The organism is Caballeronia sp. ATUFL_F1_KS4A (genome assembly GCF_023630905.1).
GTDB lineage: Bacteria > Pseudomonadota > Gammaproteobacteria > Burkholderiales > Burkholderiaceae > Caballeronia > Caballeronia zhejiangensis.
On record NZ_JALQEB010000015.1, the window covers coordinates 21,493 to 42,924 of the forward strand.

18 protein-coding genes and 1 riboswitch are annotated in these 21,432 nt (G+C 63.4%); of the genes, 3 read left to right on the forward strand and 15 right to left on the reverse strand.

The window, feature by feature from the left end; genetic code table 11:
* Window positions 1-42: 42 nt before the first annotated feature.
* The 8 genes from NCS03_RS12600 to NCS03_RS12635 form a co-directional block, all read right to left on the reverse strand.
* The gene (locus NCS03_RS12600; RefSeq protein ID WP_008344117.1) at window positions 43-945 is read right to left on the reverse strand and encodes an MlaA family lipoprotein; all 903 of its coding nucleotides are present in this window, start codon (window positions 943-945) and stop codon (window positions 43-45) included.
* Between the two features lie 10 nt (window positions 946-955).
* Window positions 956-1,552: an outer membrane lipid asymmetry maintenance protein MlaD gene (mlaD, locus tag NCS03_RS12605; RefSeq protein ID WP_250529229.1), complete on the reverse strand. Its 597-nt coding sequence runs from the start codon at window positions 1,550-1,552 to the stop codon at window positions 956-958.
* Between the two features lie 93 nt (window positions 1,553-1,645).
* Window positions 1,646-2,413, reverse strand: coding sequence for a lipid asymmetry maintenance ABC transporter permease subunit MlaE (gene mlaE / locus NCS03_RS12610; RefSeq protein ID WP_008344114.1), 768 nt, complete (start codon window positions 2,411-2,413; stop codon window positions 1,646-1,648).
* Window positions 2,410-3,225 carry an ABC transporter ATP-binding protein gene (locus NCS03_RS12615; RefSeq protein ID WP_250529230.1) on the reverse strand — a complete coding sequence of 272 codons (816 nt, stop codon included), beginning with the start codon at window positions 3,223-3,225 and terminating at the stop codon, window positions 2,410-2,412. Before NCS03_RS12615 ends, mlaE begins: the two co-directional genes overlap by 4 nt.
* 97 nt (window positions 3,226-3,322) lie before the next feature.
* Window positions 3,323-4,396, reverse strand: a complete 1,074-nt coding sequence (thiE, locus tag NCS03_RS12620) for a thiamine phosphate synthase (protein ID WP_250529231.1) — start codon at window positions 4,394-4,396, stop codon at window positions 3,323-3,325.
* Window positions 4,393-5,199: a thiazole synthase gene (locus tag NCS03_RS12625; protein ID WP_008344109.1), complete on the reverse strand. Its 807-nt coding sequence runs from the start codon at window positions 5,197-5,199 to the stop codon at window positions 4,393-4,395. The genes thiE and NCS03_RS12625 overlap by 4 nt, the downstream gene beginning before the upstream one ends.
* Before the next feature lie 23 nt (window positions 5,200-5,222).
* A complete protein-coding gene (gene thiS / locus NCS03_RS12630; protein WP_008344107.1) occupies window positions 5,223-5,420 on the reverse strand; it encodes a sulfur carrier protein ThiS in 198 nt (65 codons plus the stop codon).
* A 16-nt stretch (window positions 5,421-5,436) separates the two neighbouring features.
* Window positions 5,437-6,579: an FAD-dependent oxidoreductase gene (locus NCS03_RS12635; protein WP_250529232.1), complete on the reverse strand. Its 1,143-nt coding sequence runs from the start codon at window positions 6,577-6,579 to the stop codon at window positions 5,437-5,439.
* 187 nt (window positions 6,580-6,766) lie between these two features.
* Window positions 6,767-6,891: riboswitch (TPP riboswitch) on the reverse strand.
* A gap of 231 nt (window positions 6,892-7,122) precedes the next feature.
* Between NCS03_RS12635 and NCS03_RS12640 the strand changes: the two genes are divergently transcribed.
* The gene (locus NCS03_RS12640) at window positions 7,123-8,865 is read left to right on the forward strand and encodes an ABC transporter ATP-binding protein/permease (protein WP_008344104.1); all 1,743 of its coding nucleotides are present in this window, start codon (window positions 7,123-7,125) and stop codon (window positions 8,863-8,865) included.
* Window positions 8,866-8,934: 69 nt separating this feature from the next.
* Here NCS03_RS12640 and NCS03_RS12645 read toward each other — a convergent pair whose 3' ends face one another.
* The 3 genes from NCS03_RS12645 to NCS03_RS12655 all read right to left on the reverse strand — a co-directional run bounded on the left by NCS03_RS12645 (window position 8,935) and on the right by NCS03_RS12655 (window position 16,211).
* The gene (locus tag NCS03_RS12645) at window positions 8,935-10,401 is read right to left on the reverse strand and encodes a glutamate synthase subunit beta (protein WP_008344103.1); all 1,467 of its coding nucleotides are present in this window, start codon (window positions 10,399-10,401) and stop codon (window positions 8,935-8,937) included.
* A 68-nt stretch (window positions 10,402-10,469) separates the two neighbouring features.
* Window positions 10,470-15,173 (reverse strand): glutamate synthase-related protein, encoded by a 4,704-nt coding sequence (locus tag NCS03_RS12650; RefSeq protein ID WP_250529233.1) that lies wholly within the window; start codon window positions 15,171-15,173, stop codon window positions 10,470-10,472.
* 330 nt (window positions 15,174-15,503) lie between these two features.
* The gene (locus NCS03_RS12655; RefSeq protein WP_008344100.1) at window positions 15,504-16,211 is read right to left on the reverse strand and encodes a transposase; all 708 of its coding nucleotides are present in this window, start codon (window positions 16,209-16,211) and stop codon (window positions 15,504-15,506) included.
* A gap of 206 nt (window positions 16,212-16,417) precedes the next feature.
* On the opposite strand from NCS03_RS12655, the gene NCS03_RS12660 reads away from it, so the two are divergent.
* Both NCS03_RS12660 and NCS03_RS12665 read left to right on the forward strand, forming a co-directional pair.
* A complete protein-coding gene (locus NCS03_RS12660) occupies window positions 16,418-17,143 on the forward strand; it encodes an OmpW/AlkL family protein (protein ID WP_034473121.1) in 726 nt (241 codons plus the stop codon).
* 294 nt (window positions 17,144-17,437) lie between these two features.
* Complete coding sequence (locus NCS03_RS12665; RefSeq protein WP_033536968.1) at window positions 17,438-17,815, forward strand: ElaB/YgaM/YqjD family protein; 378 nt, start codon at window positions 17,438-17,440, stop codon at window positions 17,813-17,815.
* Window positions 17,816-17,825: 10 nt separating this feature from the next.
* On the opposite strand, the gene ugpQ is transcribed toward NCS03_RS12665, so the two are convergent.
* The 4 genes from ugpQ to ugpA are packed head-to-tail and all read right to left on the reverse strand — an operon-like array spanning window position 17,826 to window position 21,404.
* Window positions 17,826-18,575 carry a glycerophosphodiester phosphodiesterase gene (ugpQ, locus tag NCS03_RS12670; RefSeq protein WP_250529234.1) on the reverse strand — a complete coding sequence of 250 codons (750 nt, stop codon included), beginning with the start codon at window positions 18,573-18,575 and terminating at the stop codon, window positions 17,826-17,828.
* Window positions 18,576-18,588: 13 nt separating this feature from the next.
* Window positions 18,589-19,674 carry a sn-glycerol-3-phosphate import ATP-binding protein UgpC gene (locus NCS03_RS12675; protein WP_008344091.1) on the reverse strand — a complete coding sequence of 362 codons (1,086 nt, stop codon included), beginning with the start codon at window positions 19,672-19,674 and terminating at the stop codon, window positions 18,589-18,591.
* Window positions 19,675-19,677: 3 nt separating this feature from the next.
* The gene (gene ugpE / locus NCS03_RS12680; RefSeq protein ID WP_008344090.1) at window positions 19,678-20,523 is read right to left on the reverse strand and encodes a sn-glycerol-3-phosphate ABC transporter permease UgpE; all 846 of its coding nucleotides are present in this window, start codon (window positions 20,521-20,523) and stop codon (window positions 19,678-19,680) included.
* The gene (ugpA, locus tag NCS03_RS12685) at window positions 20,520-21,404 is read right to left on the reverse strand and encodes a sn-glycerol-3-phosphate ABC transporter permease UgpA (RefSeq protein ID WP_008344088.1); all 885 of its coding nucleotides are present in this window, start codon (window positions 21,402-21,404) and stop codon (window positions 20,520-20,522) included. The genes ugpE and ugpA overlap by 4 nt, the downstream gene beginning before the upstream one ends.
* Between the last annotated feature and the right edge of the window lie 28 nt (window positions 21,405-21,432).

The following is a 21,432-nucleotide window of genomic DNA, read 5'->3' on the forward strand; positions in this document are numbered from 1 at the left end:
AAATATCGTTAGATATGTTACCGCGCGTTAGCGACAGGCCGCTCAACGCAAGCGGAATGAAGGGAAACCCGGCGGCGCGCGCGGCGGAACATACTGGTTGCCCGGCACGGTGTTGGCGCTACCGCTCGCCGGTGCGGGTGCCGCCGCCGTACCCGAAGCCGCCGATGCGGCCGCGGCAGGCGCCGCCGTCGCCGATGCGCCTTCCGTGCCTTCATCGCCGTAATTCGGCAGCGGCGCTTCGCCGTAGTCCGGCATGCTGCCGTCGCCGCCCGAAATCAGATACTGACGACGCTGCAAGTATGCGTTTCGGACGAACGAATACTTGTCGAGCGCGGCATCGGCGAGCACGTCGGTCGCCCCCAGAAGATTCGCGCGCACGTTGACGAGGTTCACGCCATAGAGCGCCCAGCTCACCGAATCCGGGCTCACGTAGGTGAGCGGATTGCCGAAATAGTCGACCACGAGTCCGGCGGAATCTCGCACCGTGCTCGGCCCGAGCAGCGGCAGCACCACGTACGGACCGGACGGCACGCCATAGTGGCCGAGCGTCAGCCCGAAATCGCCGGAATGCTTCGGCAGCCGCGCGATGGTCGCGACGTCGAACAGGCCGCCGACGCCGAACAGCGTGTTGATCGCGACGCGCATGATGTCCGACACGCCGTCCGCAATTTTCAGTTGCGCCAGATTGTTCGCGGCGATGTACACGTCGCCGATATTCGAGAAGAAGTTGGTCACGCTGTTGCGCACCGGCTCCGGTACGAGCCACACGTAACCCTTCGCCACCGGCTTCACCGCGTACTGATCAACAGTGTCGTTGATCGTGAACATCGTCCGGTTATAGCTCTCGAATGGGTCCCCTTTGGTCGGCGTCGTCACCGTCGCGCAACCGGTGAGCGCAACGACGCCCGCCACCATGATTGCGCGCCGCATCCCAATCGCCTGCATGTTCTTCTCCTTATTGAGCGGCGCCCGATGCGGCGCTCGCACCTGCCGCGCCCGCCGCACCCGATGCGCCCATCGCGCTCGCCGCGCCCGGGAAAGCCGGCGCGCGTGCGGGCTCGGGCACAGCCGGCGCCCCCGACGATTTCGAGGCGCCCGAATCCGCCGCCTTGTTGTAGAGGAACTGGCCGATCAGGTTTTCGAGCACCACGGCCGATTGCGTCATCGTGATGGTGTCGCCGTTCTTGAGCATCTGATCGTCGCCGCCCGGCTCGAGGCCGATGTATTGCTCGCCGAGCAAGCCGGAAGTCAGGATCTTCGCGGACGAATCCTTCGGAAACTGATACTGCTTGTCGATATCGATCGTGACCACGGCCTGATACGTGTTCGCATCGAAGCCGATGCTGCCGACGCGCCCGACCGTCACGCCCGCGCTCTTCACGGGCGCGCGCGCCTTCAGTCCGCCGATGTTGTCGAACTTCAGTTTCACCGCGTAGGTTTGCTGGAACGACAGGGAGCTCATGTTGCCCGCCTTCAGCGCGAGAAAGAGCAGCGCCACGAAACCGAGCACCACGAAGAGGCCGACCCAAAAGTCGAGAGCAGTCTTTTTCATCGTCTTCCCAAAGAGAATCTTTTCGCAGATGGCGCGTGACGGTCTGTGCCCTTCACAACGCCTGCGCCTCGTGCGGCGCCTGCGCTTGGTTCATTAGCTGAACATCAGTGCGGTGAGCAGGAAATCGAGCCCGAGCACGGCGAGCGACGCATATACGACCGTTTTCGTCGTCGCGCGCGACACGCCTTCGGGCGTTGGCCGTGCTTCGTAGCCCTGGAACAACGCGATGAACGTCACCGCGAAGCCGAACACGATGCTCTTGATGACGCCGTTCCCGACATCGCGCCACACGTCCACGCCGCCTTGCATCTGCGACCAGAACGCGCCCGGATCGACGCCGATCAGCATCACGCCGACGACGTAGCCGCCGATGATGCCGACCGCGCTGAAAATGGCCGCCAGCACCGGCATGGCGACGATGCCCGCCCACATGCGCGGCGCGACGACCACCTTGAGCGGATCGACCGCCATCATTTCCATTGCGGTGAGTTGCTCGCCGGCTTTCATCAAGCCGATTTCGGCGGTCAGCGACGTGCCCGCGCGCCCCGCGAACAGTAGCGCCGTGACGACCGGCCCGAGCTCGCGCACGAGCGAAAGCGCCACCAGAAGCCCGAGCGCCTGTTCCGAACCGTAGCGGCTCAGCGTGTAATAGCCCTGCAAGCCGAGCACGAAGCCGACGAACAAACCCGACACCGCGATGATGACGAGCGAATAATTGCCGACGAAGTGGATCTGTTTCGTGACGAGGCGCGGGCGGCGCAACAGCGGAAAAAATTCGACCACGAGGCGCAGGAACATGCGCGTTGCGTAGCCTGCGGTGCCGAAACCGTCGAGCACCCAGCGTCCGAGCGCGCTGATCATGCCTGCCCTCCGATGCCGAAATCTGCGGCGAGCGGCGTGCTCGCATAGTGGAACTTGAATGGGCCGTCGGGCGTGCCGTCGATGAACTGGCGCACGGTCGGATCCTGCGATGCGCGCAGTTGCGCCGGCGTGCCTTCGGCGTGAATGCCGCCGTTCGCGATGAAATACACGTAGTCCGCGATCGCGAAGGATTCCGGTACGTCGTGCGTAACGAGAATGGACGTTGCGCCGAGCGCGTCGTTGATCGTGCGGATGAGCTGCGCCGTGATGCCGAGCGAAATGGGATCGAGGCCGGCGAACGGCTCGTCGTACATCATCAACTGGGGATCGAGCGCGATTGCGCGGGCGAGCGCCACGCGGCGCGCCATGCCGCCCGAAATCTCCGACGGCGTGAGATCGCGCGCGCCGCGCAGGCCGACCGCGTTCAGCTTCATCAGCACGAGATCGCGGATCAGCGCTTCCGGAAGGTCCGTGTGTTCGCGCAGCGGGAACGCGACGTTCTCGAACACCGTCTGGTCGGTGAACAACGCGCCGAACTGGAACAGCATGCCCATCTTCCGGCGCAGCGCGTACAGACCGTCGCGCGTCTGGGCGCCGACGTCCTGTCCGTCGAACATGACTTTGCCGCGACTCGCCTTCACGAGACCGCCGACCAGACGCAAGGTCGTGGTTTTGCCGCAGCCTGAGCCGCCCATGACCGCGACCACCTGCCCACGCGTGAATCGCATGTTCAGGTTCGACAGGACGAGCCGGTCGCCGTAGCCGAAGTCGACGTCGCGTAGCTCTAGCAGAGTCTCGGAGAAAGCAGGCACTGGGTAAGAGATTCCGTTGGCGCAAGAGGCCGAATTATAGGGCCTGCGCGCAATCGGTGCTTTGCCTAGGCGTGTATCCCCTTGCTTTTGGGACTTTTCACCGTTGACCTGCGAACATTTTTTGCAGTGACAAAACCGCCGCGGCTGTGTCCGGCGCCTCGGTGACCGCGCGCACGACCGCCGCGCTGAGCACGCCGGTTTCCAGCACGCCCGGCATCGCCTTGGCGTCGATTCCACCAATGGCGACAAGCGGCACCCGCCCCGACAGCAGTTGCACGTAGCGCGACAGGCGCGCCAACCCTTGCGGCTTGGTCGGCATGACTTTCGTCGTGGTCGGGAAGACGGCGCCGAGCGCAAGGTAGCTCGGCTTGAAGTGCAGCGCGCGCAACATCTCGTAATAGCCGTGCGTCGACAGACCGAGCCGCACGCCGGCTTTCGCGATGGCGTTCAGGTCGGCCGTCTGCACGTCTTCCTGTCCGAGGTGCACGCCGTACGCGCCCGCCGCAATCGCCTCGCGCCAATGATCGTTGATGAAAACCTGCGCGTCATGCCGACGTCCCGCCTCGACCGAGCGCGAGATTTCGCGCTGCAAGTCGGCGGCGTCGGCGGTTTTGCGGCGCAGTTGCGTCGTGCGGACGCCGAGATCGAGCACGCGCTCGACCCAGTCGGCGCTCGGCAGCACCGGATACAGGCCGAGCCGATCGGGGCACGCCGGGAATCCGCCTTCGGGCGCGGCGGGCAGATCGGCGACGCGCGGAAACGTCGCGAAATCGACGGGCCACGCGTCGTCCTTGTTCTCATCGCCCGCGCGCCAGGCGAGCGCGAGCGTCAGCGCGTCGTGCGGCTCGAAATTGCAGTCGAGGAAAGCGGCGAGCGCGGACAGCCAATCATCCGACCATTCGCCTTCGAGCGCGAAACGCTCGTCGCCACGACGCAGCGTGACGCGATCGCCATGCGCTTCGAGGATTGCCGCGGCGCCGTTCGCGGCCACATCGTGCGGCTCGTTGAACACGATGATGTCGCTCGCCTGCGGCGATTCCGGCGCGGTCAGGCAGATGCGCCAGCGCGTTTCCGCCGCCGGCCATTCGCCCAGACGCGCGCGAATCCGCTCGGCGACTTCAGTCAGCTCGTCCGCCGGCGGCCAGAACACTTCACGATTCAACAAGCTCATGCCGCGCCTCCGTCCTGATGCCAGAACGGCATGCCGACGACCGGCGTGCTCGCCTGCGCGCTGTCGCGCTCGGCCATGGGGCCCGCGAGGAACGCGGTGCGCCCCGCTTCGACGCCGAGCGCGAACGCGCGCGCCATCTGCGGCGGGAAGGTTGCCTGCGAGACGGCCGTGTTGAGCAGCACGCCATCGAAGCCCCATTCCATCACCTGACACGCATGCGACGGCACGCCGAGACCGGCATCGACGATCAGCGGCACATCCGGCAGACGCTCGCGCAAGGTGCGCAGCCCGTATGGATTCGTCACGCCCTTGCCCGTCCCGATGGGCGCGCCCCACGGCATCAGCGCTTCGCAGCCGGCATCGAGCAGACGCCGGCCGATGACGAGATCTTCCGTGCAGTAAGGCAGCACCTTGAAGCCATCGCGGATCAGCTTGGCCGCCGCTTCGACGAGGCCGATCGGATCGGGCTGCAGCGTGTAGTCGTCGCCGATCAATTCCAGTTTGATCCACGGCGTCTCGAACACCTCGCGCGCCATGTGCGCGGTCGTGAGCACCTCGTCGACGCTCTGGCAGCCCGCCGTGTTCGGCAAAAGCGCGACGCCGTGGCGCTTGAGCACATCGAAGAAGCCGGCTTCCCCGGTCTCCGACTGACGGCGCAGCGCGACCGTGACCATGCCCGGCCGAGCGGCGTCGATGGAGTCGGAAAGCGATTGCAGCGACGGATAACGCGACGTGCCGAGCAGCACGCGGCTCGGAAACGTCTCGCCGTAGAGCGTGAGGACGTCGGCGGTGGAAATGGTCATGGTTCGATCCTTCGGTTCGGAGTTCAGCCGCCCGCGACGGGCGACACGACGTCGAGCTTGTCGCCGGCGGCGAGCGTTTTCGTGGCGTGTTCGCCGCGCGCGACGAACTGGCCGTTCAGCGCGACCGCGAACGGCGGTTTCGCGCCGAACGCGGCGAGCGCGTCGGTGACGGTGGTGGCGTCGGGCAAATCGAAGACGCGCTGATTGATGTGGATGTTCATGGTTGTTTCCTGATGACTAGAGCGCTGGCGCAACCGCGAACTCGCCGTGCAGCAGTTCGGGCCAGCGCGCGGCGCTGCGGAAATCGGAGAAGGCCTCGGCATCGGCGATATCGCCGGAAGCGAGCGCGTCGGCGAGACGGCACGCGGCATCCGCGACTTCGGGCGCGATCATGAAGCCGTGCCGGTACAAGCCGTTCACGCGCAAGGTCCGCGCCCCGTCCCAGACGATCGCCGGCCGGTGATCCGGCAAGGTCGGCCGGCAATGCGAGTTCAGTTCGAGGATGCGCGCCTCGCCGAAACCCGGATGCACCGCGAACGCGGCGCTCAGCAGCTCGAGCGCCGAACGTACGCTCACGGGCGACATGTCCTCGCCCTCGACTTCCGTCGCGCCGATCACGTAGAGATCGTTCTCCTTCGGCGCGATGTAGAGCGGATAGCGCGGATGCAAGAGCCGCACCGGCCGCGTCAGCCCGATGCCCGGCGCGTGCACGCGCGCGACTTCGCCGCGAACGCCGCGCAGCGCGGGCCACGCGGGCTTGCCGCCGAGGCCGCGGCAATCGATGATCCAGCGCGCGTCGGGCATCGCATCGACGGCGGTGTTCCAGTGCGTACGCACGCCGCGCGCGGCAAGTCCGGCGGCGAGCGCGCCAAGCGCCTGACGGTTGTCGAGTTGGCCTTCGTTCGGCAGCAGCCAGCCCTGCGCGAAGCGCGTTCCGAGCGCCGGTTCGGCTTGCGCGACTTGCGCGCCCGCGAGCTTGACGAAGCCGCCGTCGAGCAGATCGGCGGGCGAATTGGCCTTGAGACGGCGTTCGAAGAGCGGCGCTTCGGCGCGATCCGCGCCGTGCCAGACGACGAGCGTGCCGTTGCGCTGAAAGAAAACCGGCTCGGGCAATTGCACGATGAGTTCAGGCCAGCGTTCGAGCGATGCCGCCCCCAGCCCGACGACGAGCGGCTCCGCGCTCGCCGCTTCCGCGAGCGGCGCGAGCATGGCGGCGGCGACCCACGCGGCCGACTGCGTGCCGGCGGCGTCGCCGCGTTCGTAAAGCGCGACGTCGTGGCCCGCGCCCGCGAGTTGCCAGGCGACGAGCCGTCCGACGAGCCCGCCGCCGACGACGGCGAAATCCGGCCGGCGCGCGGCGCCCTGATCGATTCTGTTCATCAATTCGATGTCTCCATACGCGTAACGCTGCGCTGCACGATGGAGACGAAAGACGCGATCCCGATCGTGCTGGCGCGGCGCCACATCACGAGGACGAAATCAGCGGGAGAGACCGGCTCGGCAGCGCATGAAGCGCGCCGGGCGCGAAGAAAGGACTGGAAGAGACTGGAGGAATGGCGCGAGGCTCGCGCGGTCTCCGGAAACTTCCCTCGCCGGTATTACCCGGATCGGGTGCAAAGGGTCTCTCTCAGCCTCGCCGCGCTGCCGACCGTTCCGGCCGCCGATGCACGCGAAGCACCCCTGTTTCGTCGAGGGTCATTAAAACATGAAAGGCGAAGGCGCTGCAAACCGGGATTCCCCGCCTTTTATCGTGCGCGGCGGCACTCTGGCACAATGCCGCGAACATGGTTCGCAGGACGATCGCCCGAAATTAAGTGAGCGTTAAGCGAACCCCGGAACAATCTGCGGAGCCGGAAAACGCCGCGCGCGGCCCGGCCGCGGACGTAACAATCGGGCGCCACGAGGCGCATCAGCAGGAAGCTCATGACCAACACCCATACCGAAAGCACGCAGCAGAAGGCCGACGAAGTCTCGGCGTGGAGCCTCATCAAGCCCTACTGGGTGTCGGAGGAGCGCGGCTTCGCGTGGGGCCTTCTCGTCGCGATCATCGCGATCAACATGACCGTTGTGTGGATCAACGTCCGGCTCAACAGCTGGAACGCCGACTTCTACAACGCGCTGCAGAACAAGAACGTCAAGGACTTTCCGCATCTGCTGCTGATCTTCACGGGCCTCGCGTTCGCGTACATCCTGCTCGCGGTGTACGGTCGATATCTGCGGCAGATGCTCGCGTTTCGCTGGCGTCAATGGCTCACCAACCGCTTTCTGGAACAATGGCTCGGTGACAAGGCGTTCTACCGCATCGAGCGCGACCGCCTCGCCGACAACCCCGACCAGCGTATTTCCGACGACCTGCAATCCTTCGCCACCACCACGCTTTCGCTCTCGCTCGATCTGCTTTCGACGCTCGTCACGCTCGTCACTTTCATCACGATTCTCTGGACCATCGCGGGCGCGCTGACCTTCTCGCTCGGCGGCACGCCGATCACGATTCCGGGCTACATGGTCTGGGCCGCCGCGCTCTACGCGATTCTCGGCTCGCTGATCATCCAGAAGGTCGGGCATCCGCTCGTGTCGATCAACTATCAGCAGCAGAAGGTCGAGGCCGATTTCCGTTTCGGCCTGATCCGCGTGCGCGAGAACGCCGAACAGATTGCGTTTTATGACGGCATCGCGACCGAAACGGCGAACGCAAAGACCATCTTCCAGCGCATTCGCGACAACTGGTGGATGATCATGAAGTACACGAAGCGCATGACCTTCGTGCTGTCGTTCTACGGGCAGATCGCGATCATTTTCCCGATCATGGTCGCCGCGCCGCGCTACTTCGCGGGCGCGTTTTCGTTCGGCGTGCTGATGCAGATTTCATCGGCGTTCGGCACGGTCAGCGATTCGTTTTCGTGGTTCATCAACAGTTATTCGACGTTGGTCGAATGGCGCGCGACCGTGAATCGTCTGCGCGAATTCAAGCGCGTAATGCGCTCGACGCATATCCGCGAAGAAACGTCGCCGGCGACGGAGCGCGGCGGCATCAACCTGCACTACACGAGCACGCCGTCGCTCACGACCAACGGGCTCATGCTCGCGCTGCCCAACGGCACGCCGCTTTCGCGCGTGGCGAACGTGTCGATCGAGCCGGGTTCGCGCTGGCTGGTCGTCGGTCCATCGGGCTCGGGCAAGAGCACGTTGATGCGCGCGCTCGCGGGTCTTTGGCCGTTCGGCGACGGCACGATCGACGCGCCCGTCGACGCGAAGATGATGTTCGTCCCGCAGATGAGTTATCTGCCGATCGGCACGTTGCGCGCGGCGCTTTCGTATCCGTCGGCGGGCGGAACGTTCAGTGATGAAGAGTCGCGCGACGCGCTGCGTCTGTGCAATCTCGAGGCGTATGCGGATCGGCTGGAGGAAAGCGCGCATTGGGCGCGGAGTCTGTCGCCGGGCGAGCAGCAACGGCTTGCTGCCGCGCGCGTGCTGTTGCACAAGCCGGACTTCGTGTTCCTCGACGAAGCCACGAGCGCGCTCGACGCCGAGAACGAGCTGCATATCTACAACATGCTGGTCGAGCGGCTTCCGAAGGCGGCGATTGTGAGCGTGGCGCATCGCGAGTCGGTCGCGATGTTCCATGATTACAAGATCGAGATCGAGAGGGCGATGGCGGAGGTTTGACCCGTCCGCGCTCAAAAGCAAAAGGCCACGCGATTGCGTGGCCTTTTTGCATGAAGCGTCGAGCGACGCTTACCGCGGCAACTCGCTCGATCCCATCAGATACGCATCCACCGATCGTGCGCACTGACGTCCTTCGCGAATCGCCCAGACGACCAGCGACTGCCCGCGACGCATATCGCCGGCGGTGAAGACTTTATCGACCGACGTGTAATACGCCTTGTCGCCTTCGGTCGCGGCGCGCACGTTGCCGCGCGCATCCTTCTCGACGCCGAACGCATCCAGCACCGGCGACACCGGCTGCGTGAAGCCCATCGCGAGCAGCACGAGATCGGCCTTCATCTCGAACTCGGAACCCGGCACTTCCTGCATCTTGCCGCCCTTCCACTCGACGCGCACGGCGATCAGCTTCTCGACCTTGCCGTTCTTGCCTTCGAAGCGCTTCGTCGCAACCGACCAGTCGCGCTCGCAACCTTCTTCATGCGACGACGACGTACGCAGCTTGATCGGCCAGTACGGCCACACGAGCGGCTTGTTCTCTTCCTCGGGCGGTTGGGCGAGCAGTTCGAACTGCGTCACGCTCTTCGCGCCATGACGATTCGACGTGCCCACGCAATCCGAACCCGTATCGCCGCCGCCGATCACGACGACATGCTTGCCCTTCGCGAGCAGTTGATCCGGCAGCTTGTCGCCCGCGTTGACCTTGTTCTGCTGCGGCAGGAATTCCATCGCGTAGTAGATGCCTTCGAGCTCGCGCCCCGGCACCGGCAGATCGCGCGGCGTTTCCGAGCCGCCCGCGATCACGACCGCGTCGAACTGTTCCTTCAGCTCGTCGGGCGTGATGGTTTCCTTCGCCGTATTCGCGATGTATTCCGGCAGCGCATCCTTGCCGATGAACACGTTCGTGCGGAACGACACGCCTTCCGCCTCCATCTGACGCATGCGGCGATCGATCAGCCACTTCTCCAGCTTGAAATCGGGGATGCCGTAACGCAGCAGACCGCCGATGCGATCGTTCTTCTCGAACACGACGACTTCATGGCCCGCGCGTCCGAGTTGCTGCGCGGCCGCGAGACCCGCGGGCCCCGAACCGACGACGGCGACCTTCTTGCCCGTCTTGTGCTTCGGCGGTTGCGGCACGACCCAGCCTTCGGCGAAAGCCTTGTCGATGATCGCGTGCTCGATCGACTTGATGCCGACCGGATCGTCGTTGATGCCCAATGTGCACGCCGCTTCGCACGGCGCCGGGCAGATGCGGCCCGTGAATTCCGGGAAGTTGTTGGTCGAATGCAGCACGTTGATCGCGCTCTTCCAGTCCTGCTGGAACACGAGATCGTTGAAGTCCGGAATGATGTTGTTGACCGGGCAGCCGTTGTTGCAGAACGGAATGCCGCAGTCCATGCAGCGCGCGCCTTGAACCTTCGCGTCTTCATCGGTCAGCGCGGCGACGAATTCCTTGTAATGCTTGACGCGGGTAAGCGGAGCTTCGTACGCCTCGTGGCGGCGTTCGAACTCGAGAAAACCGGTTGCCTTGCCCATTTCTTTCTCTGTATTTGGTGAGGATCGCGCGCGCTCCCGGAGCGCGCGTCTGTCTGATTGAACGAGGCTTAAGCCGCGACCGCTTCCTTGCCCTTCTTCGCGCCCATTTCGGTGAGCGCGCGACGGTACTCGGTCGGGAACACCTTGACGAACTGACGGCGAGCCGAATCCCAGTTTTCCAGCAGCGACTTCGCGCGCGGCGAGCCGGTGAACTGGAAGTGACGCTCGATCAGCCCCTTGAGCAGCGCTTCGTCGGTCTTGCCGGCGTGCCACAGCGTGCGATCCACCGTGCGCTCCTGTTCGGCCTGCTGCAGCACCGGATCGAGCGCGACCATCGACTTGTTGCACTTGCCAGCGAACGCGCCTTCCGGGTCGTACACGAACGCGATGCCGCCCGACATGCCCGCCGCGAAGTTGCGGCCCGTCTCGCCGAGCACGACCACCGTGCCGCCCGTCATGTATTCGCAGCCGTGATCGCCCGTGCCTTCGACGACCGCCGTCGCACCCGAGTTGCGCACGCAGAAGCGCTCGCCCGCGACGCCGCGGAAATACGATTCGCCTTCGATCGCGCCGTACATCACCGTGTTGCCGCAGATGATGTTTTCCTCGGACTTGCCGCGGAAGTCGTTGGTCGGGCGAATGATGATGCGCCCGCCCGACAGGCCCTTGCCGACGTAGTCGTTGCCGTCGCCGACGAGATCCAGCGTCACGCCCTTCGCGAGGAACGCGCCAAAGCTCTGGCCCGCCGTGCCCTTCAACTGGATGTGAATCGAGTCGTCGGGCAGGCCGTCGTGACCGTGCGTCTTCGCGATGAGGCCGGACAGCATCGCGCCGACCGTGCGATTCACGTTGCGCACCGGCTGGATGAACGACACATGCTCGCCCTTCTCGATCGCCGCCTTCGACTTCTCGATCAGCACGTGATCGAGCGCCTTGTCGAGACCGTGATCCTGCACGTCGACGTGCTTGCGCGCGACGTCTTCGCCCACCGGCACCTGATAGAAGATGCGCGAGAAGTCGAGGCCCTTAGCCTTCCAGTGCTCGATGCCCTTCTTCATGTCGAGCAGATCGACGCGGCCGATCAGGTCGTCGAACTTGCGGATACCGAACTGCGCCATGATTTCGCGCACTTCTTCCGCAACGAAGAAGAAGAAGTTGACGACGTGTTCCGGCTGGCCCGAGAACTTCGCGCGCAGCACCGGGTCCTGCGTCGCGACGCCGACCGGGCACGTGTTCAGATGGCACTTGCGCATCATGATGCAGCCTTCGACGACGAGCGGCGCCGTCGCGAAGCCGAATTCGTCCGCGCCGAGCAGCGCGCCGATCACGACGTCGCGGCCGGTTTTCATCTGACCGTCGGCCTGCACGCGAATGCGCCCGCGCAGACGGTTCAGCACCAGCGTCTGCTGCGTTTCGGCGAGGCCGAGTTCCCACGGCGTGCCAGCGTGCTTGAGCGACGACAGCGGCGATGCGCCCGTGCCACCGTCATGGCCCGCGATCACAACGTGATCCGCCTTCGCCTTCGCAACGCCCGCGGCCACCGTGCCGACACCGACTTCCGACACCAGCTTCACCGAAATGCTCGACGACGAATTCACGTTCTTCAAATCGTGAATGAGTTGCGCGAGGTCTTCGATCGAATAGATGTCGTGGTGCGGCGGCGGCGAAATGAGGCCGACGCCCGGCACCGAATAACGCAGCTTGCCGATGTATTCGGACACCTTGTGGCCCGGCAGCTGACCGCCTTCGCCCGGCTTCGCGCCCTGCGCCATCTTGATCTGGATCTGGTCCGCCGACGACAGATACTCCGCCGTCACGCCGAAACGTCCCGACGCGACCTGCTTGATCTTCGAGCGCAGCGAATCGCCTTCCTTCAGCGGGATGTCGGTGACGACTTCCTTGCCGATGATCGATTGCAGCGTGTCGCCGTTCTTTATCGGAATGCCGCGCAGTTCGTTGCGATAACGCGTTTCGTCCTCGCCGCCTTCGCCCGTGTTCGACTTGCCGCCGATGCGGTTCATCGCGACGGCGAGCGTGGCGTGCGCTTCCGTGCTGATCGAGCCGAGCGACATCGCGCCCGTCGCAAAGCGCTTGACGATTTCCTTCGCCGATTCGACTTCATCGAGCGGAATCGCCTTCGACGGCGACACCTTGAACTCGAACAGACCGCGGAACGTCATGTGACGCTTCGTCTGGTCGTTGATGATGTGGGCGTATTCCTTGTACGTCTGATACGAGTTGCTGCGCGCCGAGTGCTGCAGCTTGGCGATCGCATCCGGCGTCCACATGTGCTCTTCGCCGCGCACGCGATACGCATATTCGCCGCCCGCGTCGAGCATGTTCGCGAGGACCGGGTTGTCGCCGAACGCTTCGCGATGCAGATGAATCGCTTCTTCCGCCACTTCGAAGATGCCGATGCCGCCGACCTTCGTCGCCGTGCCCTTGAAATACTTCTCGACGAGTTCCGACGACAGGCCGACGCCTTCGAAAATCTGCGCGCCGGTGTAGGACATGTACGTCGAAATGCCCATCTTCGACATGACCTTCAACAGGCCCTTGCCGACCGCCTTCGTGAAGTTGTAGATGGCCTTCTCCGCCGACAGATCGCCCCTCAGGCCTTCGGCCATGTTGGCGAGCGTTTCCAGCGCGAGGTATGGGTGAACGGCTTCCGCGCCGTAGCCCGCGAGCAGCGCGAAGTGATGCGTTTCGCGCGCCGAGCCCGTTTCCACGACGAGACCCGTGCTCGTGCGCAGACCGTGCGCGACGAGATGCGAGTGGATCGCGGACGTGGCGAGCAGCGCCGGGATCGCGACGTTGTCGCGGTCCATCTTGCGATCGGACACGATCAGGATGTTGTAGCCGGAGCGCACGGCATCCACGGCTTCCGCGCACAGCGACGCGATACGCGCCTCGATGCCTTCCTTGCCCCACGCCGCCGGATAGCAGATGTTCAGCTCATACGAGCTGAATTTGCCGCCGGTGTACTTGTCGATCGCGCGGATCTTCGCGATGTCCTTGAAGTCGAGCACGGGCTGCGACACTTCGAGGCGCATCGTCGGGTTGATGTTCGTCGTGTCGAGCAGGTTCGGTTTCGGGCCGATGAACGAGTTGAGCGACATGACGAGGTTTTCGCGGATCGGGTCGATCGGCGGGTTCGTCACCTGCGCGAACAGCTGCTTGAAGTAGTTGTAGAGCGTCTTGTTCTTGTTGGACATGACCGCGAGCGGCGAGTCGTTGCCCATCGAGCCGACGGCCTCTTCGCCCGATTGCGCCATCGGCGCCATCAGGAACTTGAGGTCTTCCTGCGTGTAGCCGAACGCCTGCTGACGGTCCAGCAGTGCGGCGGCTTCGCGGCGCTGCGTTTCGACGTCTTCCGCCTTCGGCTCGATCTCGTCGAGCTTGATGCGAACCGCGTCGATCCAGCTCTTGTACGGCTTCGCGTTGGACAGGTTGTCCTTCAGCTCCTTGTCCTCGATGATGCGGCCCTGCTCCATGTCGATCAGGAACATCTTGCCCGGCTGCAGACGCCACTTCTTGACGATCTTCGACTCGGGAATAGGCAGCACGCCGGATTCCGACGCGAGGATCACGAGATCGTCGTCGGTGACGAGATAGCGCGCCGGACGCAGGCCGTTACGGTCCAACGTCGCGCCGATCTGGCGGCCGTCCGTGAACGCGATGGCGGCGGGGCCGTCCCACGGTTCCATCATCGCGGCGTGGTATTCGTAGAACGCGCGGCGGTTGTCGTCCATCAGCGTGTGCTGTTCCCACGCTTCCGGGATCATCATCATCATTGCGTGGACGAGCGGGTAGCCGGCCATCACGAGCAGTTCGAGACAGTTGTCGAACGAAGCCGTGTCGGACTGGCCCGGATAGATCAGCGGCCAGAGCTTCGGCAGATCGTCGCCGAGCACGTACGACGCGATCGCGCCGGTGCGCGCGTTCAGCCAGTTGACGTTGCCCTTCACGGTGTTGATTTCACCGTTGTGCGCGATCATGCGATACGGGTGCGCGAGTTCCCACGCGGGGAACGTGTTCGTCGAGAAGCGCTGGTGCACGAGCGCGAGCGCCGACACGACGCGCTCGTCCTGCAGATCGCGGTAATACACGCCGACCTGGCCGGCCAGCAGCAGACCCTTGTAGACGACCGTGCGCGACGACATCGACGGCACGAAGTATTCCTTGCCGTGCTTGAGCTTCAACGCCTGGATGCGATGGCTCGCCGTCTTGCGGATGATGTACAGCTTGCGCTCGAGCGCGTCCGTCACGACGATGTCCTTGCCGCGCCCGATGAAAATCTGGCGGATCAGCGGCTCGCTCGCCTTCACGGTCGGCGAAATCGGCATGGTGGAATCGACCGGCACGTCGCGCCAGCCGAGCACGACTTGGCCCTCGGCCTTGACCGTGCGCTCCAGTTCCTGCTCGCACGCGAGACGCGATGCATGCTCCTTCGGCAGGAAGATCATGCCGACGCCGTATTCGCCAGCAGGCGGCAAGGTCACGCCTTGCTTGGCCATTTCTTCGCGATAGAAGCCGTCCGGCACCTGAATGAGGATGCCGGCGCCGTCGCCCATAAGCGGATCGGCGCCGACCGCGCCGCGGTGATCGAGATTCTCAAGAATCTTGAGACCCTGCTGAATGATCTCGTGGCTCTTTTTTCCCTTGATATGGGCGACGAAACCGACGCCGCACGCGTCGTGTTCGTTCGCAGGGTCGTACATGCCCTGCGCGGCGGGAAGCGAACCGGCTGCCGGCTGCTGATGATCGTTCATGGGGACACCGTCTCTACTGTGAGGGGCCGAATCGACTCGGCCGTTGAACCATTTTCTTGTCGCTTGCGACGGTTTCTTTCAACTTGATGTGTCACGAAGCACGGTCGTGCGCGGCACGCTGCACCGCGGCAATTGCCGGAAATCGAAATATACGCGACGAATCAAAGCGATGGCAAATAAAACTTGATGATCTGACACCGATTATCGATATGGTGCAAATGTGCCCCAATATATTGGGGCCGCATCGCCGGCAGTCAAAAAGAAACGGCGAGACTCGGAAAATTCGAGACGCCGTTTCGTTTTTTGCTTCAGGAACGCCCGTGAAGGCCGTTATTGAGTCTGTGGAGTTTCGCGAATCTTGCGCGGACGTCCCCGCGGCAGCGGCGACACCCGGCGGTTGGCAGCATGCGACGCCCATTCCCGATAGGCATCGCTGCCGAGCACCCAGCCTTTAAGTGTCGCTTGCAGGAGACGGTTGGCCTCGCGCTCATCGGGCGGTTGCTCGCACAGTTCCTTGTAGGCGTGCTGGCGTTCGAACGGCGTATTGCCGAGTGACCAGAACAGCGGATGGTCGGTGATGAGGCTATCGAGCGTGAGCCCGATGTGATGACGGAAGCTGGACCATTTGTAGTCCTGCGGCGCCGCGACCAGTTGCGCGCGCACGGGCGCCATTTCTACGACGCGCGTGGCGAGCAGAAAGTATCGTTCGCCCTCGATGACCGTCGCGCGATAGCGGCCTTCCCAGAGCGTGCCGCGTCGCATGTATCGGCGATTGAAGTGCGCCACGTAACGACGTCCCACCGCTTGCATCGCTTTGGGCAGACTGGATTCGTCGCGCGGCGTGACGAGCAGATGTACCGCCTGCGGCATCAGCGCATAGGCGTGGATAGAGAGGTGATGATCACGTGAAGCAGTCCTCAAGCAGTCGATGAAGAGCTCGTAGTCCTGGTCGTCGACGAAGGCGGGTTGCTGGTCGAGACCACGCAGGATGACATGCTGCGGCTGTTCGGGAACGTAGAGTCGTGCAAGCCGTGCCATTCTGGATTTTCCGTTGGTCGCGTTTGTGTTACCCCGTTCGGGGACCTTTTGGAGCCGTTGCGGCAGCGTGGAGAGAACACATGCAATTGCCGTGCAACCAGACCCCAAAGCCGCTCTTTGCCCTAGGGAGAATGCTCTACGGCACCGCTATGGTTAATGTGAAATCTTGTGTTCATAATGAGCGTGCTTTTTCGGAGGAGCACAAATTGAAAATAAAACAAGTCATCACGGGGATCGCGGCATTAGCGTGTGTGTCCACCGCGGCACATGCGCAATCTGCTGGATCCTTCTATGCAACAGCAGGCTGGTTTCACTTCGCCCCGCAAGACAGTAGTGGTCCGCTCAAAGAAACAAGTGTAGGCGGATCTCCGGTCAATATCGACGTTCCCGGCACAGGCGCAGGCATTTCGAGCGCCGACACCGCCGGCTTCACGTTGGGCTACTTCGCGACCGACCACATTGCCGCCGAACTCGAAATGGGCGTGCCGCCCACGTTCGATCTCGAAGGCAAGGGCACCTTGTCCCAGTACGGAAAGCTCGGCAGCGCGAAGCAGTGGAGCCCGACGCTGCTATTCAAATACTTCTTCAATGCTCCCACGGCGAAGTTCCGTCCGTTCGTGGGTCTTGGCGTGACGCGCACCTGGTTTACCGACGCGCAGATCACGAATCAGCAATTCGAAGGCTCGGTCCTGCATGGTCCGACCACCGTCGACACGGATAGTTCGTGGGCGCCCGTGTTTAATGTCGGCGCAACCTACAATTTCACGGAGCACTGGTTCGCCGGATTTTCCGTGTCGTTCATTCCGTTGAAGGCCACCGCGAAGTTGAACACGCAGGCTCAAACGCCTGTCGGCACGCTCAACGTTCAATCGCAGGCGAAAATCACGCTGAACCCGATCGTCACATATTTGCGAGTGGGCTATCGATTCTGAAGTGAGACTGCTCACAAGCATGTAACGACGATATAAGCGCCATAAAAAGAGAGATAACGCCGGCATGATTCACATATGCCGGCGTTACTTTTTGCATCGCCCTTGTAAATGTGACCTTCGTAAAAGCGGTTTGCTTGCAGTTCTTACGCGCGATCGCGCGCGGAATGTGTTTCGCGGTCGCGCTTACCGAAGCTTTGCGCAACGTCGAAGCATCGGCATCGAATTTGCTACATGATAAGTTTCCCCGCCACCTCGCGCGGGCTATCCACGACTCATCCATCGACGGAGCGATCTATGAACGCACTGCCTAATACGCGAGACGCCATCGGAGATTCCTGGACCACGACGAGCCGCCGCGCACGACGCATGGCACGGCATGGCCGCGAAGCAGCCGAGGATATCGGCTCCGAACTGCGCACCCTTCTCAGCGAACTCGAAAACACCCTGGCCGAAGGCACGTCGGCCGATGCGGCTGCGCTACGCGCGCAGATCAGCGACCGGCTCGTCAGCGCGCGCGCACGTCTGAACGATACGCACGCGGCGCTTCGCGAGCGCGCGGGCGCAGCGTTCGAAGACGCCGACGCCTTCCTTCACGAAAAGCCCTGGCAAACCATTGCATTGGTTGGCGGGCTGGCGCTGGTTGCGGGCGTGCTGCTCGCTCGCGTTCGCTGACATTTCAACCCTACGACGCCTCCAGAAAATCCGCGCCAATAATGTCGATGCGATCCGTGCAGATCGCATCGACGCCCCATTGCGCGAGCACCCGCGCGCGCGCCGGATCGTTCACCGTGTAGGCGAGAATGCGCAAGCCGGCATCCTTGATCTGCGCGACGAGCGCTTCATCGAGCGTGCGATGGTTCGCGTGCAGCGACACACACGATAACGCTGAAGTTTGCGCGCGCCAGTTCACGGGAACGCGCTCGTAAAGCATCCCTCGCGGAAGATTCGGCGCGACGTCGCGTGCGGCTTCCAGCGCCGCATACGAGAACGACGACATCAGCGGCGCAACTTCAGCGTCTGCCCACAAGTGCGCCGCCTCACGCGCGACGAGCACGCCTGTTTCCACGTCGCGCCCCTGACTCGGCTTGATCTCGATGTTCACCGCAAGCCCATGCTTCACGCATCGCTCGTGCACTTGGGCGAGCGTCGGCATACGCGCGTTTGCGAATTCGGCGCCGAACCAGGTGCCTGCATCGAGCGCGCGCAACTGCGCGTAGGTCATCGCTTTTGCCGCGCCGCGTCCGTTCGACGTTCGATCGACCGCGTCGTCGTGCAGCAGGAAGACGATGTCGTCAGCAGAAAGCTTCGCGTCGAACTCGATCATCTTGTGGCCGAAGCGCGCGCCCACGTCGATTGCTTCGAGCGTGTTCTCCGGCGCGAGTTTGCCGCCGCCGCGATGCGCGACGATCGCGGGATAAGGCCAGGTTCTCATCGCATCGCCTCCTTTAGTTCGCGCGCAGTCGCGTTGCCGGATCGAAAAAATGCAGATGCCGCGCGGGCAACGATACGCTCAACCGCTCGCCACGCTGCGGGCGATGCTCATGCGGCAAGCGCGCTGCGACGTCGTGCTTGCCCCACTTGCCGTGCGCGAGATTGTCCGCGCCAAGCAGTTCAGCCGAATCCACATCGAGCGTGGCGCTTGGCGCGTTCTCGTTGCCGGGCGTCATGTGCTCGGGACGAATGCCCACGATCCACTCGCGCCCGTGCATCGCGCTCGTCACGCCATTCGCGCCCGCGACCGGCAGCTTCGGACCGCCGCCCGCGATCTCGAAAGTCGATCCGTCTTCGGACAGACGTCCTTCGAGCAGATTCATCGCCGGCGATCCGATGAAGCTCGCCACGAATACGGTTGCCGGGCGTTCGTACACTTCGGTCGGCGCGCCGATCTGCTCCGCGTGACCCTTGTTCATCACGATGACGCGCTGCGCGAGCGTCATGGCTTCGATCTGATCGTGCGTAACGTAAAGGCTCGTGGTCGCGAGACGCGCGTGCAGCCGCTGAATTTCGAGGCGCATCTGCACGCGCAGCTTGGCGTCCAGATTCGACAACGGTTCGTCGAACAAGAACACCGCCGGCTCGCGGACAATCGCGCGGCCCATTGCAACGCGCTGCCGCTGACCGCCCGACAATTCGCGCGGCTTGCGTTCGAGCAGATGTTCGAGTTCGAGGATACGCGCGGCATTCGCGACGCGCGACTCGATGGTCTTCTTGTCCGCGCCGCCGATCTTCAGCGCGTACGCCATATTCTGCGCGACGCTCATGTGCGGATAAAGTGCGTAGTTCTGAAAAACCATCGCGATGTCGCGATCCTTCGGCTCCAGCTTGTTCACGACCTTGCCGCCGATTTCGATCGCGCCTTCGGACACGCTTTCGAGCCCCGCGACCATGCGCAGCAAGGTCGACTTTCCGCAGCCCGACGGCCCCACCATCACGACGAATTCGCCGTCCTCGATCGCGGCGTCGATGCCGTGCAGTACGTAGTTCGAGCCGTCGTATGTTTTCTTGACGCTTTTTAGATTCAATGCAGCCATGTTTTATTTCTCGGAATCGACGAGTCCGCGCACGAACCAGCGCTGCATCGTCAGGACCACCGCGAGCGGCGGCAGCATCGCGAGCAGCGTCGCGGTCATCACGTAGTGCCATTCGGTCGCTGTGTCGCCGGACGCGATCATGCTCTTGATGCCGACCACCGCCGTCTGCAGCGACACTTCGTTGGTGATGAGAATCGGCCAGAGATATTGATTCCAGCCGTAGATGAACGTGATGACGAAAAGCGCCGCGATGTTGGTCTTCGAAAGCGGCAGCACAACGTCCCAGAAGAAACGCAGCGGCCCCGCGCCGTCGATGCGCGCCGCTTCCATCAGTTCGTCGGGCAGCGTCATGAAGAACTGTCGGAAGAGGAACGTAGCCGTTGCGGAGGCGATCAGCGGCAGCGTCAATCCCGCATACGTGTTCGACAGATGCATCGACGAAACGACTTGCACCGTCGGGAAGATACGCACTTCGACGGGAAGCATCAGCGTGATGAAGATGAGCCAGAACGCGAGGTTCTTCAGCGGAAAGCGGAAGAAGACGATTGCATAGGCGGACACGATCGACACCGCGATCTTGCCGATGGAGATGACCAGCGCCATCACGAGACTGTTCGCCAGCATGCGTCCGAAGGGAGCGGCCGCGTTGCCGCTGCCGTGCGCCCAGATATACGCGATGTTCTCGAACAGATGCGTGCTCGGCACGAGCGAGAGCGGCACGCTGAACACTTCCTTCGAATTCATCGTGGCCGCGCAGAACGCGACGTACACAGGAAACACGATCAGCGCGACGCCGAGCAACAGCACCGCGTGACAGAAGATATCGAAGCCGCGACGGTTTTCGATCATGAGTATTGCACCCTGCGTTCGACGAAGCGGAACTGGACCACGGTGAGCACGACGACGATCACCATCAGCACGACCGACTGCGCGCCCGAACTGCCGATGTCGAGTCCCTGGAAGCCTTCCGCGAAGATCTTGTAGATGAGCGTCTTGGTCGATTGCGCGGGACCGCCGCCGGTCGCGGCGTCGATGACGGGGAACGTATCGAAGAACGCGTAGACGAGATTCACGACGAGCAGAAAGAACGACGTCGGCGACAGGAGCGGCAGCGCGATGCCGAAGAAGCGGCGCACCGGACCGGCCCCGTCGATGGCGGCGGCTTCGATCAGCGATTTCGGGATCGCCTGAAGACCCGCATAGAAGAACAGGAAGTTGTAGCTGACCTGCTTCCACACCGACGCGAGCACGACGAGGAACATGGCCTGCGTGCCGTTCAACGCGTGATTCCAGATGACGCCCTGCTTCGCCAGCGCATACGTCACGAGCCCGATGCTCGGATTGAACAGGAACGACCACAGCACGGCGGCGATCGCGGGCGCGACCGCATACGGCCAGATGAGCAGCGTCTGATACGCCTTCGCGCCGCGCGTCACGCGATCGGCGCACGCGGCGAGCAGAAGCGAGATCACGAGGCCCGACACGGTGACGAGCGCGCAGAAGATCATCGTCGTGTTGAACGACGACAGGTAGAGCGGATCGGCGAACAGCTGTTTGAAGTTCTGCAGGCCGACGAACTCGCTCGACGTGCCGAACGCATCCTGGCTTTGCGTGGCCTGCCAGAGCGCTTCGCCCGCGGGCCAGAGAAAGAACAGCGCGGTGATCGCGAGTTGTGGCGCGACGAGCAGATACGGCAAGACGCTCGTATCGAAACGAGAGCGCTTTTCCATGCTTTGATTTCCCGGAAGCGCCCGCGCT